Below are 18,773 nucleotides of genomic sequence, written 5' to 3' on the forward strand. Positions count from 1 at the left end.
AGTGTCCCAACCCGTATTCATGAGGAGAGCGCGCGTGTCGCCAAGCCTGTTCCGACGATAACCATCAGCCCGCTGTGCGTTTTCAGTTTCGCCCATTTTTTGGCTGCTATTTATTACAGGCCCAGGTTCATGCCCGAATACGTTAATTGGCTTCGTCACGCTTCGCCTTACATCAACGCTCACCGCGATTGCACCTTCGTCGTCATGCTGCCCGGCGACGGCGTTGAGCATCCGAATTTCGGCAACATCGTCCACGACCTGGTGCTGCTGCATAGCCTCGGCGTGCGCCTGGTGCTGGTTCACGGTTCCCGTCCGCAAATCGAAACCCGGCTCGCCGCACGCGGCCTGACCCCGCATTACCACCACGGGATGCGCATCACTGATGCCGCGACCCTGGAGTGTGTGATCGATGCGGTCGGCCAGTTGCGCATCGCCATCGAAGCGCGGCTGTCGATGGACATGGCCTCGTCGCCGATGCAGGGCTCGCGCCTGCGGGTGGCCAGCGGCAACCTGGTGACGGCACGGCCGATCGGCGTGCTGGAAGGCGTCGACTATCACCACACCGGCGAAGTGCGCCGGGTTGACCGCAAGGGCATCAATCGCCTGCTGGACGAGCGCTCCATCGTGCTGCTGTCGCCATTGGGCTACTCGCCGACCGGGGAGATTTTCAACCTCGCCTGCGAAGACGTTGCCACGCGCGCGGCCATCGACCTGGGTGCGGACAAACTGCTGCTGTTTGGTGCTGACCTTGGCTTGATCGATGAAAACGGTCGGCTGGTGCGTGAGCTGCGTCCGCAACAAGTCCCGGCGCATTTGCAGCGTCTGGGCAGCAACTATCAGGCGGAACTGCTGGATGCCGCGGCTGAAGCGTGCCGGGGCGGCGTTGCCCGCAGCCATATCGTCAGCTATGCCGAAGACGGTGCGCTGCTGACCGAGCTGTTCACCCGCGACGGTGGCGGTACGCTAGTGGCCCAAGAGCAATTCGAGATCGTGCGCGAAGCGGCCATCGAAGATGTCGGTGGTTTGCTGGACCTGATCAGCCCGCTGGAAGAGCAAGGGATTCTGGTGCGTCGTTCCCGCGAGGTGCTGGAACGCGAGATTGAGCAGTTCAGCGTGGTTGAGCGCGAAGGCATGATCATCGCTTGTGCGGCGTTGTATCAGATTGCCGATTCGGACGCTGGCGAGTTGGCGTGTCTGGCGGTGAACCCGGAATACCGCCATGGCGGTCGCGGTGATGAGTTGCTGGAGCGCATCGAAACCCGCGCCCGGGCCCAGGGCTTGAAAACCCTGTTCGTGCTGACGACCCGGACCGCTCACTGGTTCCGCGAACGTGGGTTCGTGCCGAGCAGCGTCGAACGCCTGCCGTCGGCGCGAGCGTCGCTGTACAACTATCAGCGTAATTCGAAGATCTTCGAAAAAGCCCTGTAACTGCGGGCTTTTGTGGCGATGGAGCTTGCTCCCGCTGGAGGCCGAAGGACTCCCAAACCCGGCAACTCGGTCTATCAGACATAACGCGTTTACCGGGTTTGGGGGCGCTCCGCAGCCCAGCGGGAGCAAGCTCCCTCGCCACAGGGTTTGTGTTACTCCTGCACGAACTTCGCGCTGACATACGCCGAATAATCCGGCAGCACCGTCTCGACCCTTCCCTTCCTCCTTCAAGAACTTCGCCGTCTCGCCAATGGCCTTGGCCGTGCCGCCGTCCAGCAGCGCCACGCTTGCAGGCGGCAGCGATTTCCGCCGGTTGCAGTTCACCACTTTGACCTTCGAGGCATCCAGGCCCTGAAACGACGCCAGTCGATTTTTCACCGACGGTCTTTTCGTAAACACCGTCCGCTTGGGGGGCTTTGCTGGGGTCGATACCGGTTTGATAGCCGACCGTGAGGTTCGCCGTTTGAGCGCTGAGTGAAAAATAATAGCGATACACAAACTGTAACAATTGGTCTGGATAGTGCGCGTTTGGTCGCCATGGCGTGGCCGTTCGGGAGGGGATTTTTTCCGAATGGCGTCAAAGCTGATCGATCTAAAAAACAGCTAAAAAATACCTTTTAGGAATTAACTTTCGAGCCAGCCGCTCTGGCCCGGGACGAAGAATGGAGCGGAGCTTCATTCCTAAAAGGTATTAAAAAGAACAGACCAATTCTTTTTGGGTTTGTGACGAACGCACGACCCTGCAAGGACCAAAAAAAACGGGGATTAGACCATGGTCGTAGACACACATAGTTACGATTGACTTGTGAGTCACGGTCTGGCGCTAATCGCGCATCTTAGGATCCCGGGCATTCGACTCAGGGCCAGGAATACAAGAATTAGAAACGAGAGGAGCTAAAACAATGAACAAGTCCACCTTGGCCTTGGCCGTGGCCGTAGGGGTTTTGGCGCAGCAGGCAGGCGCCGCGGGTTTTATCGAAGACAGCAAGGCATCCGTCAGTTCCCGCACCATGTATTACAACGCGGACACCCGCGAAGGGACTGCGAACGATCAAAGAGAGACCGCTGAAGGTCTCAAGTTCGATTACCAGTCTGGTTTCACTCAGGGTGTTGTTGGATTCGGTATCGATGCCCAGGCGGTCGTTGGCATTCATCTGGACGGTGGCCGTGGTCACCACCCGGATAACAACTCCTTCTTCCCAAGCGATTCCGACGGTTCGGCGTCGGACCCATGGAGTCGCGCAGCCGCCAACGTCAAGGCGCGTTTCTCGAAGACCGAGGCTCACCTGGGCGGCGCTCTGCAACCGAACATGCCGATTCTGGTCGCGAACGACAGTCGTCTGCTACCACAGAGCTTTGAAGGTGGCACCATCACCTCGAAGGAAATCGACAACTTCACCTTTAACGTCGGCCAGTTTGAGCACGCAGCGGGTCGCGCCTCGTCGAACACCACCGGCCTGGCCGTGGCAGGCGGTACCGAAGAAAGCAACAAGTTCCGGTATGCCGGTGCGGACTGGAAGGTCACCAAAGACCTCACCCTGCAGTACTACTACGCGAACCTGGAAGACTACTACAAGCAGAACTTCCTCGGTCTGGTGCACGTCTACACGATCGCACCCAACCAGTCGTTCAAGACAGACCTGCGCTATTTCGACAGCAGCTCCGACGGCAAGAACGGCGATGCGGGCTATCGGTTCAATAACAACGGTGGTTTCGCCAAGAACCCGGGCGAGGTCGATAACAAGACCTGGAGCGCCATGTTCACCTACACCCTGGGTGCCAACGCCTTCCTGCTCGGCCATCAGCGTGTCAGCGATGACGGTGGCTTCGTTTACCTGAACCAGGGCAACGTGGTCGACAGCAACGGTCGCAACGAAGGCGCGGGAGGTACGAGCTTCTACCTGTTCACCGACGCCATGGTTAACGGCTTCGTCCGTGCTGGTGAGAACACCACTTTCGGTCAGTACACCTACGACTTCGCTTCTCTGGGTGTTCCTGGCCTGAAAGCCTCGGCCGCCTACCTGCGTGGCGATAACATCAAGGCTACCAACGGCGTGGGTAAAGACCAGACCGAGTGGGAACGCGACCTGCGTGTGGATTACGTGATCCAGACAGGTGCGCTTAAAGGCTTCGGCACGACGTTGCGTCACGGTACCTACCGCGGCGATACCAACATCTCTGCGCAAGACCAGACCCGTCTGATCTTCAACTACACCTACAGCTTCCTGTAACACCCACCAGAAATAGCCTCGCCTCAGGGCGGGGCTTTTTTTCGCGTTTTATTTGATATTCCAAATAGACCTTAAATAGTAATTTATTATTCTTTTTGGATTTTTATCCGGGCGCCTAAAGTGGCAAGCCAAGGAGCCGATACCCTGTGTTCGGCGCGCATAGCTATATTCCGAAATGGCATTAAAAATAATGAAATAAATGTTTTCCGGTTTTACCATGCGCCCCCCAAAAAATCACAGCGGGTAGGCCGCGACCGTAGATGCGCGTTGTCACGATGACATGCGGTCTGGCGCTAACCGCGCTTTTCAGGATCCAGGGCATCCGACCCAGGACCAGAAGCATAAAAAATTAGAAACGATAGGAGCGAAACAAATGAACAAGTCCACCTTGGCCCTGGCCGTGGCCGTAGGGGTTTTGGCGCAGCAGGCAAGCGCCGCCGGTTTCATCGAAGACAGCAAGGCCACTCTGGGTCTGCGTAACTTCTACATCAACACCGATAACCGTGATGGTTCGGGCGCGAACAAAAACGAAGAGTGGGGCCAAGGCTTCGACCTGCGTTTCATCTCCGGTTACACCCAAGGCACTGTCGGCTTCGGTATCGATGCGATCGGCCTGTTGGGCGTGCGTCTGGATTCGGGCGGTGGTACCAACGGTGCCAGCAATAACTCGTATGGCGGCACGGTATTCCCAAGCGAGTCCAACGGCGAAGCAGTTGATAACTTCTCCAGCCTGGGCCTGACTGCAAAAGCCAAGATCTCCCAGACCGAACTGAAGCTGGGCACGTTGCAGCCAAAGAACCCGGTTATCGTGACCAACGACGGTCGTCTGCTGCCACAAACCTGGCAGGGTGGTCAGATCACTTCTGGCGAGATCAAGGACCTGACGCTGGTTGGCGGTCAGATCGAAGCCGTGAAAGGACGTAACTCCAGCAACAATGAGCAGCTGAGCATCGGCGGCGCCAACGCTCGTACCGCCAGCGGCCGCGACAGCAACAAGTTCATCTATGCCGGTGGTGATTACAAAATCACCAAAGACCTGACTGCCCAGTACTACTACGGCAATCTGGAAGACTTCTACAAGCAGCACTTCCTGGGTCTGGTACACAACTGGGCTATCGGCCCTGGCGTGTTGAAGTCTGACTTGCGCTACTTCAACAGCTCGGATGACGGCGCAAACGGTCACGACCCGCTGTACTACAGCTCCGGCAACTACAGCAGCACCTCCAATGGCAAAGGCAAGGTCGACAACAATCTGTACAGCGGCTTGTTCCTGTACACCGTTGCCGGTCACACCTTCGGTGGTGGCTATCAGGTCAGCAACGGCAGCAGCGACTTCCCTTGGCTGAACCAGGGCGACGGTTCGTCGAACTACACCATCACCGACATGCAAATCCAGAAGTTCGGCCGTGCCGGCGAGCGCACCTGGCAAGCTCGCTACTCGTTTGACTTCGCCAAAGTCGGTGTGCCTGGCTTGACCGCTGGTATGGTTTATCTGCGTGGCGACGATATCGACACCAATCGCACCTCTACTGCTGCAGCCGGTAATAACAGCACCGAGTGGGAACGCGACCTGACTGTCGGTTACGTCGTACCGGAAGGCCCGTTGAAGAACGTTGGCTTGATGTGGAAAAACGCCACCTGGCGCACCAACATCCCGGGCGTTCGCTCCCAGGACGAAAACCGTCTGATCGTCAGCTACTCGATTCCGCTGTTGTAACAGCGCTCGCGTAACCGCTGAAAAAAAAGCCCCGCCCGGCATCTCGCCGGGCGGGGCTTTTGCGTTTTCAAGGCGGGGTCACCCCCGTAATCCCGCCGTGAAAACTCCCTCTTTGCAGCAACTCAAGGCCTTCTCGAACCTTGTCGGCGATGTTCGTCCTGATGTTCCTGGAGGTCCAGTGAATAGATATTTAATATTCATTTATGATCTAAATTCATCGATATTTATTCTTTTTAATTCATAAGGAACACAGGCAAAGTTGAGCCCGACAAGCACTCATCAGGAGCAGCACCATGAGCCTCAGACTGGGCGATATCGCCCCCGACTTCGAACAGGATTCCAGCGCCGGCACCCTCCGTTTCCACGAATGGCTGGGCGATAGCTGGGGCGTGCTGTTTTCCCATCCGGCGGACTTCACGCCGGTGTGCACCACCGAACTGGGCTTCACTGCCAAGCTCAAGGATGAGTTTTCCAATCGCGGCGTCAAAGCCATCGCCCTGTCCGTGGACCCGGTGGACTCGCATCACAAGTGGATCGAGGACATCAATGAAACCCAGAACACGGTCGTCAATTTCCCGATCCTGGCCGACGCGGACCGCAAGGTCTCCGACCTCTATGACCTGATCCACCCGAACGCCAATGACACCCTGACCGTGCGCTCGCTATTCGTGATCGACCCGAACAAAAAGATTCGGCTGACCATCACCTACCCGGCGAGTACCGGGCGCAATTTTCACGAGATCCTGAGGGTGATCGACTCGCTGCAACTTACCGACAACTACAAGGTGGCCACCCCGGCCAACTGGCAGGACGGTGATGAAGTGGTGATCGTGCCGTCGCTCAAGGACGAAGACGAAATCAAGCAGCGCTTTCCCAAGGGTTACCGCGCGGTAAAGCCGTACCTGCGTCTGACGCCGCAGCCCAACAGGTAAGCCATCAGCATTTTCGGTGTGGCTGGTATCGCCATCATGAGCAGGTAAAACGCTATCCACTGTGGGAGCGAGCCTGCTCGCGATGACAGAATTGCAGGCACCGCAGAAAGATTGACCATATCCATAAAGCAGGGGATTTCAGGCCGTTTCGACGGCCTTTTTTTCGCCCGCAGGAAGTGTCTTCTTATATATCTTATGTGCATAACCAAATGAACAAATATGATTTATGGATATAACAATCACCTGTTAAGGTCACCTCCATTACAGCGAGATCGCAAACCGCGAATCGCCAACACCGTGCAAGGAATCATTTGAATGCTGGTCGTCTCACTCGGTGGCAGTCCCAGCCAACGTTCCCGCTCCGGGGTGCTGCTGGAGCGCTCCCAACGCTGGTTGCAGGAGCAGGGTGTGGAAGTGATGAGTTACCAGGTGCGGGACTTCCCGGCCGAAGACTTGCTTCATGCACGCTTCGACAGCCCGAAGGTGATCGACCTGCTGCAACAGATTGAAAATGCCGATGGCCTGTTGATCGCCACTCCGGTCTACAAGGCGTCGTTCTCCGGCGCACTGAAAACCGTGCTGGATTTGCTGCCCGAGCGCGCGTTGGACCACAAAGTGGTTTTGCCCATGGCGACCGGCGGCAGTATCGCCCACATGCTGGCGGTGGATTACGCGCTCAAGCCGGTGCTGTCGGCGTTGAAAGCCCAGGAAATGCTCCATGGGGTTTTCGCGGTAGACAGCCAGATCGCTTACGGCGAAGGCAGCGCCCAGGCGCAGTTGGCGCCAGAGCTGGAACAACGACTGAAGGAATCGCTGGAGCTGTTTTTCAGCGCCATGGCCCGACGGCCCAAGCCGATCGATCCGAAGCTGTTGAATGAACGTTTGTTGAGTGCTCGCTGGAGCATTTAAGTCAGCACTAAAGCCACACCTGAAATTGATGTACTGGCCTTACTCGCCCGCTAACGGGCAAGCAGGTGCAGCCAAAACCCAACTGCAAAAAGGAGAGCGCCATGCGCACTGTCATTTTGCGTCGTGGTCTGGTCGCTCTGTTTGCAGCGGCTGTCACCTTCGGCGCCATTACTCAAGCTCAAGCCGAGACGTTGCGAATCGGTTATCAAAAGTACGGCACCCTGGTGCTGCTCAAAGCCAAAGGCACGTTGGAAAAACGCCTCGCCGCCCAAGGCGTGGACGTGCAATGGACTGAATTCCCCGGCGGCCCGCAATTGCTTGAAGGCCTGAACGTCGGCTCGATCGACTTCGGCGTCACCGGCGAAACCCCACCAGTCTTTGCTCAAGCCGCCGGCGCCGATCTGCTCTACGTCGCCTACGAACCGCCAGCGCCACACAGCGAAGCGATCCTGGTGCCGAAGGATTCACCGATCAAATCGGTGCAGGACCTCAAGGGCAAGAAAGTCGTCCTGAACAAAGGCTCCAACGTCCACTACTTGCTGGTCCGCGCACTGGAAGACGCCGGTCTCAAATACACCGACATCCAGACCGTATTCCTGCCGCCGGCCGATGCCCGCGCTGCGTTCGAGCGTGGCAGCGTCGATGCGTGGGTGATCTGGGACCCGTATCAGGCTGCCGCCGAACAGCAACTGCAAGCGCGCACCCTGCGCGATGGCCAGGGCATCGTCGACAACCACCAGTTCTATCTGGCGACCAAGCCTTACGCACAGAAAAACCCTGAGGTGATCAAGACCCTCGTGGAAGAAGTGCGCGCCGTCGGCGAGTGGTCCAAGGCCAATCCAGTCGAGGTGACCCAACAGGTTTCGCCACTGCTCGGCTTGCCGGCGGACATCACCCTGACCTCGATGAAACGTCAGGGTTACGGCGCGTTGTTCCTCACGCCTGAAGTGGTCGCCGCCCAACAGAAAATCGCCGACAGCTTCTACCAGCTCAAGCTGATCCCGAAACCGTTGAGCATCAAAGACGTGATCTGGACGCCACCGGCAGCCGTTGCCAAAACGCAGTAATTCGATTCCCCAAGGAGACCACTCCATGAGCCTCAATATTTTCTGGTTCCTGCCTACCCACGGCGATGGCCATTACCTTGGCACCGCCGAAGGCGCCCGCGCCGTCGACCACGGTTACCTGCAACAAATCGCCCAGGCGGCGGATCGCCTGGGCTTCGGTGGGGTGTTGATTCCCACCGGTCGCTCCTGCGAAGACTCGTGGCTGGTGGCGGCGTCGCTGATTCCAGTGACTCAGCGTTTGAAATTCCTTGTCGCGCTGCGCCCCGGGATCATTTCCCCGACGGTGGCCGCGCGTCAGGCGGCGACCCTGGATCGCCTGTCCGGCGGTCGTGCGTTGTTCAACCTGGTCACCGGCGGTGATCCGGAAGAATTGGCCGGCGACGGTTTGTTCCTGACTCACGAAGAGCGCTATCAAGCCTCGGTGGAATTCACCCGCATCTGGCGTCGCGTACTGGAAGGCGAAACCGTTGATTACGACGGTCAGCACATCAGCGTGAAAGGCGCCAAGTTGCTCTATCCACCGATCCAGCAACCGCGTCCGCCGCTGTACTTCGGCGGTTCGTCGGAAGCGGCGCAAGACCTCGCGGCCGAGCAGGTGGAAATGGTCCTGACCTGGGGCGAGCCACCGGCCGCCGTCGCCGAGAAGATTGAACAAGTGCGAGCCAAAGCCGCGAAGCTGGGTCGCACCGTGCGTTTCGGCATTCGCTTGCACGTGATCGTCCGAGAAACCAATGCCGAAGCCTGGCAAGCGGCGGATCGGCTGATCTCCCATCTCGACGATGAAATCATCGCCCGAGCCCAGGCTTCTCTGGCCCGGTTCGATTCGGTCGGCCAGCAACGCATGGCCGCGCTGCATGGCGGCAGCCGCGACAACCTGGAAGTCAGCCCCAACCTGTGGGCCGGTGTCGGCCTGGTACGTGGCGGCGCCGGTACGGCGTTGGTGGGCGATGGTCCGACCGTGGCTGCCCGCGTGAAGGAATACGCGGACCTGGGCATCGATACCTTCATCTTCTCCGGTTATCCACACCTGGAAGAGTCGTACCGGGTTGCGGAATTGCTGTTCCCGCACCTCGACATCGAACGTCCGGAACTGCCCCAAGGCGCCAATTACGTCAGCCCGTTCGGTGAGATGGTCGCCAACGACATTCTTCCCAAAGCCGCGTCCCAGAGCTGAGGCGCGCATGAAGAGACTTATCCACAACCTCGCGCCCTGGGCGTTGCCGGTGTTGCTGCTCGCGGTGTGGCAGTTGTCAGTGTCGGCGGGCTGGTTGTCGACACGGATTCTGCCGGCGCCGGTCGCGGTCATCGAGGCCGGCGTGAGCCTGGTGCGCAGCGGCGAAATCTGGACGCACCTGGCAATCAGCGGCTGGCGTGCTGCGCTGGGCTTCACCATTGGCGGCGGCATCGGCCTGGCCTTGGGTTTCATCACCGGTCTGTCGAAATGGGGCGAACGCCTGCTCGACAGTTCGGTGCAGATGATCCGCAACGTGCCGCACTTGGCGCTGATTCCCTTGGTGATCCTGTGGTTCGGCATCGACGAGTCGGCGAAGATTTTCCTGGTGGCGTTGGGCACGTTGTTCCCGATTTACCTCAACACCTATCACGGTATCCGCAACGTCGATCCGGCGTTGGTGGAAATGTCGCGCAGTTATGGCTTGTCCGGTTTCAGCCTGTTTCGCCAGGTGATTCTGCCGGGGGCGCTGCCTTCGATTCTGGTGGGTGTGCGCTTCGCGCTGGGCTTCATGTGGCTGACGCTGATCGTCGCGGAAACCATTTCCGCGAGCGCCGGCATTGGCTACCTGGCGATGAATGCCCGGGAGTTTTTGCAGACCGACGTGGTGGTGCTGGCGATTCTTCTGTACGCCGTGCTCGGCAAACTCGCCGACCTCGCGGCCCGCGGGCTTGAGCGCGTGTGGTTGCGCTGGCACCCAGCCTATCAAGTTGTTAAAGGAGGTGCGGCATGACGGCTCAACAACCTCCACGGTTGCAGCGCGGGATCCCGCTGGTGGTGCGTAAGCTGCAAAAAACCTACGGCTCTCGGCAGGTGTTGCGTGAGATTGACCTGCACATTCCAGCGGGTCAGTTCGTTGCCGTGGTGGGTCGTAGCGGTTGCGGCAAAAGTACCTTGCTACGGTTGCTCGCCGGTCTCGACAAACCCACCGGGGGTGAATTGCTCGCCGGCTCCGCGCCGCTGAACGATGCCCGGGAAGACACCCGATTGATGTTCCAGGAAGCGCGTCTGCTGCCGTGGAAAAAGGTCATCGACAACGTCGGCCTCGGGCTCAAGGGCAACTGGCGGCCACAAGCGCTGGAAGCCTTGGAATCGGTCGGCCTGGCGGATCGCGCCAATGAATGGCCCGCCGCATTGTCCGGTGGCCAGAAACAACGGGTGGCCCTGGCCCGCGCGCTGATCCATCAACCGCGCTTGCTGTTGCTCGACGAACCCCTGGGTGCGCTGGACGCCCTGACCCGAATTGAAATGCAGCAGTTGATCGAACGGCTCTGGCAGACGCACGGCTTCACCGTGTTGCTGGTAACCCACGACGTCAGCGAAGCCGTGGCGATTGCCGACCGGGTGATCCTGATCGAAGAGGGCGAAGTCGGCCTCGACCTGCCCGTTGAATTGCCCCGCCCACGCGTGCGCGGCTCCCATCGGCTGGCGGCGCTGGAAACCGAAGTGCTCAATCGCGTGCTGGCGCTGCCCGGCCAACCGCCGGAACCGGAACCTGTTTCACCCTTGCCCACGCAATTGCGCTGGGCGCAATAGACGCAGCGGCGAGTTGCAAGCTTCAAGCTGCAAGAAGAAGCAGGGCGCTTTTACTTGCCACTTGTAGCTTGCCACCTGCAGCTCATTTCGACCTCAGGAGAAATCGTATGACTATCAAAGCCATCAACGTTCGCAACCAGTTCAAAGGCTCGATCAAGGAAATCGTATTGGGCGACGTGCTGTCGGAAATCGACGTACAGACCGCTTCCGGCATCGTCACTTCGGTGATCACCACGCGTTCAGTGAAGGAGCTGGAACTGGTGGTCGGCAGTGAAGTGATCGCGTTTGTGAAATCCACCGAGGTGTCGATCGCCAAGTTGTAAGGGCATGCCGTGCAGACAACCCCGGAGGGTGTGAACCCTTCGGGGTTTTTTATGTGTTTGGATCAGTGAGTTTAGCGGTGCGGCCTTCGCGAGCAGGCTCGCTCCCACAGGGAGTTGTACCGTACACAGACGCTATGCCCGCTGAAGATCCAATGTGGGAGCGAGCCTGCTCGCGAAGAAGCCATCGCAGGCACCGCAGAAATCAGGCGTAAATGGGGCGCTTCGGCAGGTACGGCGGCAGATAAAGCCCCAGGTATGCATCAAACACCCGCATCCCTTCCTCTGCCATGCGCGGCGTGATCTGCCCATGCTGCTGCACTGAACGGGCGTAGACGCGGTCGCCGAGCTCCATCGCCAGGGCAAACACATCGACATCGCTCGGCAATCTAGGCAACTCGAAGTGATGATCGAACAGCTTGTGCATCAGGTCGCCGAGTTCGATGTCGTGCTGACGGTCGGCCTGGGTGACTTCGGTGAGTCCGTGCTGGGCGAGGATCAGTTGCCGGGCGGCAGCGTCTTCGTCGTAGATGTCGAGCATGCGCTGCTCGACGATTCGCGACAGGTCGCGCCAACCGTTGAGGGCTTCGTGGTCGATGGGCGCTTGCAGACAGGCCCGGAACGCGGCGTGGACGTCGGCCGTCAAGGCTTCAAGCAGCGCCGGGACGCTGGCGAAGAAATGGTAGACGGAGGAGGGCGGGATCTCCGCGCGTTCGGCGACGCTGTAGATCGACAGACTGGCCACGCCTTCGGCCGCCAGCAGCGTGCGGGCGGCATCGAGTATCGAATCGATCCGGGCCTGGCTGCGGGCGCGGGGTTTGCGAACGGTGGCGGTGCGCGTCATTGGAGTCCTCCTGCGGGGCAGCGGGCATTGTACGCAGAGCGGGCACATGTTCCATATCCCCTGTGGCGAGGGAGCTTGCTCCCGTTGGAGGCCGAAGGACTCCCTGTAACAGCGATACGGTTCTGTCAGACACACCTCATTGACTGTTTTGGGGCCGCTTCGCAACCCAGCGGGAGCAAGCGCCCTCGCCACAGGTTTGATGTTGGCCATAAAAAAACGCCGCAGGCTTCAATAGCCGGCGGCGTTGTTTTTACGGCAACCGCTTACACGGTATGCAGGTACCAGTTGTACTCAAGGTCGGAGATGGAGTGTTCAAACTCCTCCAGCTCGCTCTCTTTGCACGCGACGAAGATATCGATGTATTTCGGATCGATGTACTTGGCCATGACTTCGCTGTCGTCCAGCTCGCGCAATGCATCGCGCAGGTTGTTCGGCAGGCTCTGCTCGTTCTGCTCGTAGGAGTTGCCTTCCACGGGGGCGCCCGGCTCGATCTTGTTGGTCAGGCCGTGATGCACGCCTGCCAGGACCGAAGCCATCAACAGATACGGGTTGGCGTCGGCACCGGCCACACGGTGTTCGATGCGCACGGCATCGGAGGAACCGGTCGGTACGCGGATCGCCACAGTACGGTTGTCCAGGCCCCAGCACGGCGAGTTCGGCACGTAGAACTGTGCGCCGAAACGACGGTAGGAGTTGACGTTCGGGCAGAGGAAAGCCATCTGCGCCGGTAGGGTCTCGAGCACACCGCCGATCGCGTGACGCAGTGCGGCGTTCTGCTCGGGATCCTCGCTGGCAAAAATATTCTTGCCATCTTTATCAAGAATCGAGATGTGGACGTGCAGACCGTTACCCGCCTGGCCTGGATAAGGCTTGGCCATGAAGGTGGTGTCCATCTCATGGTCGTAGGCGATGTTCTTGATCAGACGCTTGAGCAGGACCGCATAGTCGCAGGCCTTGATCGGGTCAGCCACGTGGTGCAGGTTCACTTCGAACTGCGCCGGAGCACTTTCCTTGACGATCGCGTCGGCAGGGATGCCTTGCTCTTTCGCACCTTCCAGAATGTCCTGGAGGCAGTCGACGTATTCGTCGAGGTCGTCGATCAGGTAAACCTGGGTCGAATGCGGGCGTTTGCCGGAAATCGGCGAGCGCGGAGGTTGTGGGCGACCGTTCACGTTCTCCTGGTCGATCAGGTAGAACTCAAGTTCGAACGCGGCGCAGATGGTCAAACCCATCTCGTCAAACTTGGTAACAACTTGACGCAAGACTTCACGGGGATCCGCGAAGAAAGGTTCACCTTCGAGTTCGTGCATGGTCATTAACAGTTGCGCAGTCGGGCGCTTCTGCCAGGGTTCATTGCACAGGGTGTCGGGGATTGGATAGCAGATTCGGTCAGCATCACCGATGTCCAGGCCCAGGCCGGTGCTTTCCACCGTCGAGCCATTGATATCCAGAGCAAATAGAGAGGCCGGCAGGTTGATGCCTTTCTCGTAAACCTTGTGGAGACTGGTGCGTTCAATGCGCTTGCCGCGCACCACACCATTCATATCCGCAATCAGAAGGTCAACGTACAGAACCTCAGGATGTTCCTTAAGGAACGCGTTCGCTTCGTTAAGCTGAACGGCACGCGGGGGTACCGACATGATGCAACACCTTTGTTGTTAAAAATATCAATCATTGATCTCTTCGGGTTTCAGTCAACCCGAACGGCATGCCGAAGTCAAGCGAGGCCTTTTTTGCCCTAAAAAAGCGCTCGTAGGGCTTTTTTGAGGCAGTTTGGGGCGTTTTTATGCCTTTGAGCGCTTTAGCGCCCGCGAGCTTGAGCGGGCCGTGTTGTATTTTTTACGGGGGTGTTGTGTAAAAAAATGAACAAGGCTAAGCTCGATTCAAACCCATAACAGCAATAATACCGGGGTGCTTCATGTCTCGCCTGCCGTTAATCGGCGTCGCCATCTGCTCAAGGCAGATCGGTCTGTATGCTTATCACATCAGTGGCGATCGTAGCGTCCACGCCAAGGCAAGCGTTGCCCAAGGCGTGCCGTCGACTCTTACTTCCCCGGCGAACCTGCTGGCACCGTCCGATATTCTGGACGGTCTGCACGACATTCTCTTGACTGCCTCTTTATCCAATATAGTTCCGTTTCGCCCTGGCAGCCCGACCAACGCGTCGGCTTCTGCTCATGATTCTGCACGCTCCACTACGCTCTCACTGACCCACGCCATTACCCGTGTGGGTACTTGTGCGCGGCTATTGCAGTGGCAATCTGTATCACGCGACGCCCGTGCGTCAAACAACGCCTGACTTATAAGAGTCAGGAAACTCAGCCTAAGAGGCATTTATGAGTAACAACCTCGACCAGCTCACCGATTGGTTGAAAGACCACAAGATCACAGAAGTCGAATGCATGATCGCCGACTTGACCGGGATCACCCGGGGCAAGATTTCGCCGACCAACAAGTTCATTGCTGAAAAAGGCATGCGCCTGCCCGAGAGCGTTCTGCTGCAGACCGTGACGGGCGACTATGTCGAAGACGACATCTATTACGAACTGCTCGACCCGGCCGACATCGACATGATCTGCCGCCCCGATCAGAACGCGGTGTTCCTGGTGCCTTGGGCCGTCGAGCCCACCGCGCAGGTGATCCATGACACCTATGACAAGCAAGGCAACCCGATTGAGCTGTCGCCTCGCAACGTACTCAAGAAAGTGCTCAAACTCTATTCCGAGAAGGGCTGGCAGCCGATCGTTGCGCCAGAAATGGAGTTTTACCTGACCAAGCGCAGTGACGATCCGGACTACCCGTTGCAACCGCCTATCGGCCGTTCCGGGCGCCCGGAAATCGGTCGTCAGTCGTTCTCCATTGAAGCCGCGAACGAATTCGATCCGCTGTTCGAGGACGTCTACGACTGGTGCGAATTGCAGGAGCTGGACCTCGACACGCTGATCCACGAGGACGGCACGGCGCAGATGGAAATCAATTTCCGTCACGGCGATGCCCTGTCCCTGGCCGACCAGATCCTGGTGTTCAAACGCACCATGCGCGAAGCCGCGCTCAAGCACGACGTGGCGGCCACCTTCATGGCCAAACCCATGACCGGCGAGCCCGGCAGTGCCATGCACTTGCACCAAAGCATCATCGACCTCGAAACCGGCAAGAACGTCTTCTCTAATGAAGACGGGACCATGAGTCAGCTGTTCCTGCACCACATCGGTGGCTTGCAGAAGCTGATCCCCGAGCTGTTGCCGCTGTTCGCACCCAACGTCAACTCGTTCCGCCGCTTCCTGCCGGACACATCGGCACCGGTGAACGTGGAGTGGGGCGAAGAGAACCGCACCGTGGGCCTGCGGGTTCCGGATGCCGGGCCGCAAAACCGTCGGGTGGAAAACCGCCTGCCGGGCGCCGACGCCAACCCGTACCTGGCGATTGCCGCTAGCCTGCTCTGCGGTTACATCGGCATGGTCGAAGGCTTGAACCCGAGTGCGCCGGTGGTGGGTCGTGGCTATGAACGCCGCAACCTGCGCCTGCCACTGACCATCGAAGACGCGCTGGAACGCATGGAAAACAGCGCGACTATCGAGAAATACCTGGGCAAGAAATTCATCACTGGCTACGTCGCGGTCAAGCGGGCCGAGCATGAAAACTTCAAGCGCGTCATCAGCTCATGGGAGCGGGAATTCCTGCTCTTCGCCGTCTGATACGCCGGGCGCCGTCGTTGTCGGGCGGCGCTTTCACCTGATTTTTTTTGGAGATTGGTATGACTAGCAACAATCCGCAAACCCGTGAATGGCAAACCCTGAGCAACGATCACCACCTGGCCCCGTTCAGCGACTTCAAGCAGCTGAAAGAGAAAGGCCCGCGGATCATCACCAGCGCCAAAGGCGTTTACCTCTGGGACAGCGAAGGCAACAAGATCCTCGACGGCATGGCCGGCCTGTGGTGCGTTGCGATTGGCTACGGTCGCGATGAACTGGCCGATGCCGCCAGCAAACAGATGCGCGAACTGCCTTACTACAACCTGTTCTTCCAGACGGCCCACCCGCCGGTGCTGGAACTGGCCAAGGCCATCGCCGACATCGCACCGCAAGGCATGAACCACGTGTTCTTCACCGGTTCCGGGTCCGAAGGCAACGACACCATGCTGCGGATGGTCCGCCACTATTGGGCGATCAAGGGCCAGCCGAAGAAGAAAGTCATCATCAGCCGCAAGAATGGCTATCACGGTTCCACCGTGGCCGGCGCGAGCCTGGGCGGCATGACCTACATGCACGAACAAGGCGACTTGCCGATCCCGGGCATCGTCCACATCGCCCAGCCGTACTGGTTCGGCGAAGGCGGCGACATGACACCGGAAGAGTTCGGTGTGTGGGCGGCCAATCAGCTGGAAGAAAAGATTCTGGAACTCGGCGTGGACAACGTCGGCGCCTTTATTGCCGAGCCGATCCAGGGCGCTGGCGGCGTGATCATTCCGCCAGACACCTACTGGCCGCGCATCAAGGAAATCCTCGCCAAGTACGACATCCTGTTCGTGGCAGACGAAGTGATCTGTGGTTTCGGCCGCACCGGTGAGTGGTTCGGTACCGATTTCTACGACCTCAAGCCCGACATGATGACCATCGCCAAGGGCCTGACCTCCGGCTACATTCCGATGGGTGGCCTGATCGTGCGTGACGAAGTGGTCGCCGTGCTCAACGAAGGTGGTGATTTCAACCACGGTTTCACTTATTCCGGACACCCGGTGGCCGCGGCGGTGGCACTGGAAAACATCCGCATCCTGCGCGAAGAAAAAATTATCGAGCGTGTTCATGCCGAAACGGCACCCTATTTGCAAAAGCGTCTACGGGAACTGAACGATCACCCGTTGGTGGGGGAAGTGCGTGGGGTCGGTCTGCTGGGGGCAATCGAGCTGGTGCAGGACAAGGCCACTCGCAAGCGTTACGAAGGCAAGGGCGTCGGCATGATCTGCCGCCAGTTCTGCTTCGACAACGGCCTGATCATGCGCGCCGTGGGGGACACCATGATCATTGCTCCGCCGCTGGTGATTACCAAGGCTGAAATCGATGAGCTGGTAACCAAGGCACGCAAGTGCCTGGACCTGACCCTGAGTGCGTTGCAGGGCTAAGTGCTAGGCTCTGGGCGGGAGTCATGAAACTTTCGCTCAGAGCAGCTCTAAAGGAGGCCTTTCCTTGAAAGACCGCCTCGGATCTTGCCAGACTAGCCGCGGTTCCAGTTGTCCGGATTCGGCCGCTGAACAAAGTGGTTCAAAAAAGAAAAAATTTGGAGCATTACGCATGAAGGCATTAGGAAAAAAGCTTGCTGGCAAGACACTTCTCGCCATGTCCCTGATGGGCATAATGGCGGGTGCGGTTCAGGCGGACGACAAGGTGTTGCACGTCTATAACTGGTCCGACTACATCGCGCCGGACACCATCAAGAAGTTCGAAACCGAGTCCGGCATCAAGGTTGTCTACGACGTATTCGACAGTAACGAAACCCTGGAAGCCAAGTTGCTGGCAGGCAAGTCCGGTTACGACATTGTCGTACCGTCGAACAACTTCCTGGCCAAGCAGATCAAGGCCGGCGTTTACCAGAAGCTGGACAAGTCCAAGCTGCCTAACTGGAAAAACCTGAACACTGACCTGCTCAAGGCTGTGTCGGTGAGCGACCCGGGCAACGAACACGCTTTCCCGTACATGTGGGGTTCGATCGGCATTGGCTTCAACGCCGAGAAGGTCAAGGCTGCACTGGGTGCGGATGCACCAACCAATTCCTGGGACCTGCTGTTCAAACCTGAAAACGCCGCGAAGTTGAAGTCGTGCGGTATCAGTTTCCTCGATTCGCCAACCGAGATGATTCCGGTGGCGTTGCACTACCTGGGCTATCCAACCGACAGCCAGGACAAAAAACAACTGGCCGAAGCCGAAGCGCTGTTCCTGAAGATTCGTCCTTCGGTGGGCTACTTCCACTCGTCCAAGTACATCTCCGACCTGGCCAACGGCAACATCTGCGTGGCCGTGGGTTACTCGGGTGACATCTACCAGGCCAAGTCCCGCGCGGCTGAAGCCGGTGACAAGGTGAAAGTCAGCTACAACATTCCGAAAGAAGGTGCCGGTAGCTTCTACGACATGGTCGCCATCCCTAAAGATGCCGAAAACGTCGAAGGCGCCTACAAGTTCATGACCTTCCTGCAGAAGCCGGAAATCATGGCTGAAATCACCAACGCCGTGCGCTTCCCGAACGGTAACGCGGCCGCCACCGCCTTGGTTGATAAAGAAATCACCGCCGACCCGGGCATCTACCCGCCGGCAGAAGTGCTGGCCAAGTTGTACGCGATTGCCGACTTGCCGGCCGCGACCCAGCGGATCATGACGCGCAGCTGGACCAAGATCAAATCGGGTAAATAAGCCGTTTTGAGGCAACAACCTGTTGCCGTCGCCTGCGCGGTGACGGCAACAGGTGTAATTAAATGACAGAAAGTTTTGCTGGAACGGTTTTTCGAGGGTAAGTTGCGCGCCGGTTTTGTTGCTGGGCAGCCATGCCTGTCATGTAACGCGGGGCAAC

Annotated in this window: 16 protein-coding genes and 1 pseudogene; 14 read left to right on the forward strand and 3 right to left on the reverse strand. The window is 58.5% G+C overall.

Annotation, left to right across the window (positions count from 1 at the left end; translation table 11 throughout):
* Window positions 1-129 precede the first annotated feature (129 nt).
* Window positions 130-1,428, forward strand: coding sequence for an amino-acid N-acetyltransferase (gene argA / locus AC1ROI_RS06755; RefSeq protein ID WP_102594801.1), 1,299 nt, complete (start codon window positions 130-132; stop codon window positions 1,426-1,428).
* A 347-nt stretch (window positions 1,429-1,775) separates the two neighbouring features.
* Here argA and tauA read toward each other — a convergent pair.
* Window positions 1,776-1,967 (reverse strand): annotated as a pseudogene (gene tauA, locus AC1ROI_RS06760) (taurine ABC transporter substrate-binding protein); the annotation flags it as partial.
* Between the two features lie 363 nt (window positions 1,968-2,330).
* Here tauA and AC1ROI_RS06765 point away from each other — a divergent pair.
* From AC1ROI_RS06765 to AC1ROI_RS06805, 9 genes are all read left to right on the forward strand, one after another.
* Window positions 2,331-3,659 (forward strand): OprD family porin, encoded by a 1,329-nt coding sequence (locus AC1ROI_RS06765; RefSeq protein WP_010466659.1) that lies wholly within the window; start codon window positions 2,331-2,333, stop codon window positions 3,657-3,659.
* 373 nt (window positions 3,660-4,032) lie between these two features.
* Window positions 4,033-5,376, forward strand: coding sequence for an OprD family porin (locus AC1ROI_RS06770; protein ID WP_010466661.1), 1,344 nt, complete (start codon window positions 4,033-4,035; stop codon window positions 5,374-5,376).
* A gap of 293 nt (window positions 5,377-5,669) precedes the next feature.
* The gene (locus AC1ROI_RS06775) at window positions 5,670-6,308 is read left to right on the forward strand and encodes a peroxiredoxin (protein WP_077747179.1); all 639 of its coding nucleotides are present in this window, start codon (window positions 5,670-5,672) and stop codon (window positions 6,306-6,308) included.
* A 315-nt stretch (window positions 6,309-6,623) separates the two neighbouring features.
* On the forward strand, window positions 6,624-7,217 hold the full coding sequence (ssuE, locus tag AC1ROI_RS06780) for an NADPH-dependent FMN reductase (protein ID WP_102594802.1): 594 nt from the start codon (window positions 6,624-6,626) through the stop codon (window positions 7,215-7,217).
* Window positions 7,218-7,318: 101 nt separating this feature from the next.
* Entirely contained in the window at window positions 7,319-8,284 is a 966-nt protein-coding gene (locus AC1ROI_RS06785) for a sulfonate ABC transporter substrate-binding protein (RefSeq protein WP_010466667.1), read from the forward strand.
* 25 nt (window positions 8,285-8,309) lie between these two features.
* Complete coding sequence (ssuD, locus tag AC1ROI_RS06790) at window positions 8,310-9,458, forward strand: FMNH2-dependent alkanesulfonate monooxygenase (RefSeq protein WP_083375510.1); 1,149 nt, start codon at window positions 8,310-8,312, stop codon at window positions 9,456-9,458.
* A 7-nt stretch (window positions 9,459-9,465) separates the two neighbouring features.
* Window positions 9,466-10,248 carry an aliphatic sulfonate ABC transporter permease SsuC gene (gene ssuC, locus AC1ROI_RS06795; protein WP_010466671.1) on the forward strand — a complete coding sequence of 261 codons (783 nt, stop codon included), beginning with the start codon at window positions 9,466-9,468 and terminating at the stop codon, window positions 10,246-10,248.
* A complete protein-coding gene (ssuB, locus tag AC1ROI_RS06800; protein WP_077747183.1) occupies window positions 10,245-11,051 on the forward strand; it encodes an aliphatic sulfonates ABC transporter ATP-binding protein in 807 nt (268 codons plus the stop codon). Before ssuC ends, ssuB begins: the two co-directional genes overlap by 4 nt.
* 107 nt (window positions 11,052-11,158) lie before the next feature.
* A complete protein-coding gene (locus AC1ROI_RS06805) occupies window positions 11,159-11,374 on the forward strand; it encodes a TOBE domain-containing protein (protein ID WP_003229256.1) in 216 nt (71 codons plus the stop codon).
* A gap of 202 nt (window positions 11,375-11,576) precedes the next feature.
* Here AC1ROI_RS06805 and AC1ROI_RS06810 read toward each other — a convergent pair whose 3' ends face one another.
* Both AC1ROI_RS06810 and AC1ROI_RS06815 read right to left on the reverse strand, forming a co-directional pair.
* Entirely contained in the window at window positions 11,577-12,215 is a 639-nt protein-coding gene (locus tag AC1ROI_RS06810) for a TetR/AcrR family transcriptional regulator (RefSeq protein ID WP_102594803.1), read from the reverse strand.
* Between the two features lie 263 nt (window positions 12,216-12,478).
* The gene (locus AC1ROI_RS06815) at window positions 12,479-13,855 is read right to left on the reverse strand and encodes a glutamine synthetase family protein (protein ID WP_010466681.1); all 1,377 of its coding nucleotides are present in this window, start codon (window positions 13,853-13,855) and stop codon (window positions 12,479-12,481) included.
* A 278-nt stretch (window positions 13,856-14,133) separates the two neighbouring features.
* On the opposite strand from AC1ROI_RS06815, the gene AC1ROI_RS06820 reads away from it, so the two are divergent.
* The 4 genes from AC1ROI_RS06820 (at window position 14,134) to AC1ROI_RS06835 (ending at window position 18,616) form a co-directional block, all read left to right on the forward strand.
* Window positions 14,134-14,514, forward strand: coding sequence for a glutamine amidotransferase (locus tag AC1ROI_RS06820; RefSeq protein WP_077747185.1), 381 nt, complete (start codon window positions 14,134-14,136; stop codon window positions 14,512-14,514).
* 37 nt (window positions 14,515-14,551) lie between these two features.
* Window positions 14,552-15,910 (forward strand): glutamine synthetase family protein, encoded by a 1,359-nt coding sequence (locus AC1ROI_RS06825; protein ID WP_010466683.1) that lies wholly within the window; start codon window positions 14,552-14,554, stop codon window positions 15,908-15,910.
* A gap of 59 nt (window positions 15,911-15,969) precedes the next feature.
* Window positions 15,970-17,334, forward strand: a complete 1,365-nt coding sequence (locus AC1ROI_RS06830) for an aspartate aminotransferase family protein (RefSeq protein ID WP_102594804.1) — start codon at window positions 15,970-15,972, stop codon at window positions 17,332-17,334.
* Window positions 17,335-17,503: 169 nt separating this feature from the next.
* Window positions 17,504-18,616, forward strand: coding sequence for a polyamine ABC transporter substrate-binding protein (locus AC1ROI_RS06835; RefSeq protein WP_010466686.1), 1,113 nt, complete (start codon window positions 17,504-17,506; stop codon window positions 18,614-18,616).
* Window positions 18,617-18,773 lie beyond the last annotated feature (157 nt).

This window comes from Pseudomonas sp. GW823-FHT02C02 (assembly GCF_058797635.1).

Excerpts from the sequence above, each read along its gene's own strand:
- argA (WP_102594801.1), top strand. The coding sequence starts at position 130 with ATGCCCGAATACGTTAATTGGCTTCGTCACGCTTCGCCTTACATCAAC.
- AC1ROI_RS06765 (WP_010466659.1), top strand. The coding sequence starts at position 2,331 with ATGAACAAGTCCACCTTGGCCTTGGCCGTGGCCGTAGGGGTTTTGGCG.
- AC1ROI_RS06770 (WP_010466661.1), top strand. The coding sequence starts at position 4,033 with ATGAACAAGTCCACCTTGGCCCTGGCCGTGGCCGTAGGGGTTTTGGCG.
- AC1ROI_RS06775 (WP_077747179.1), top strand. The coding sequence starts at position 5,670 with ATGAGCCTCAGACTGGGCGATATCGCCCCCGACTTCGAACAGGATTCC.
- ssuE (WP_102594802.1), top strand. The coding sequence starts at position 6,624 with ATGCTGGTCGTCTCACTCGGTGGCAGTCCCAGCCAACGTTCCCGCTCC.
- AC1ROI_RS06785 (WP_010466667.1), top strand. The coding sequence starts at position 7,319 with ATGCGCACTGTCATTTTGCGTCGTGGTCTGGTCGCTCTGTTTGCAGCG.
- ssuD (WP_083375510.1), top strand. The coding sequence starts at position 8,310 with ATGAGCCTCAATATTTTCTGGTTCCTGCCTACCCACGGCGATGGCCAT.
- ssuC (WP_010466671.1), top strand. The coding sequence starts at position 9,466 with ATGAAGAGACTTATCCACAACCTCGCGCCCTGGGCGTTGCCGGTGTTG.
- ssuB (WP_077747183.1), top strand. The coding sequence starts at position 10,245 with ATGACGGCTCAACAACCTCCACGGTTGCAGCGCGGGATCCCGCTGGTG.
- AC1ROI_RS06805 (WP_003229256.1), top strand. The coding sequence starts at position 11,159 with ATGACTATCAAAGCCATCAACGTTCGCAACCAGTTCAAAGGCTCGATC.
- AC1ROI_RS06810 (WP_102594803.1), bottom strand. The coding sequence starts at position 12,215 with ATGACGCGCACCGCCACCGTTCGCAAACCCCGCGCCCGCAGCCAGGCC.
- AC1ROI_RS06815 (WP_010466681.1), bottom strand. The coding sequence starts at position 13,855 with ATGTCGGTACCCCCGCGTGCCGTTCAGCTTAACGAAGCGAACGCGTTC.
- AC1ROI_RS06820 (WP_077747185.1), top strand. The coding sequence starts at position 14,134 with ATGTCTCGCCTGCCGTTAATCGGCGTCGCCATCTGCTCAAGGCAGATC.
- AC1ROI_RS06825 (WP_010466683.1), top strand. The coding sequence starts at position 14,552 with ATGAGTAACAACCTCGACCAGCTCACCGATTGGTTGAAAGACCACAAG.
- AC1ROI_RS06830 (WP_102594804.1), top strand. The coding sequence starts at position 15,970 with ATGACTAGCAACAATCCGCAAACCCGTGAATGGCAAACCCTGAGCAAC.
- AC1ROI_RS06835 (WP_010466686.1), top strand. The coding sequence starts at position 17,504 with ATGAAGGCATTAGGAAAAAAGCTTGCTGGCAAGACACTTCTCGCCATG.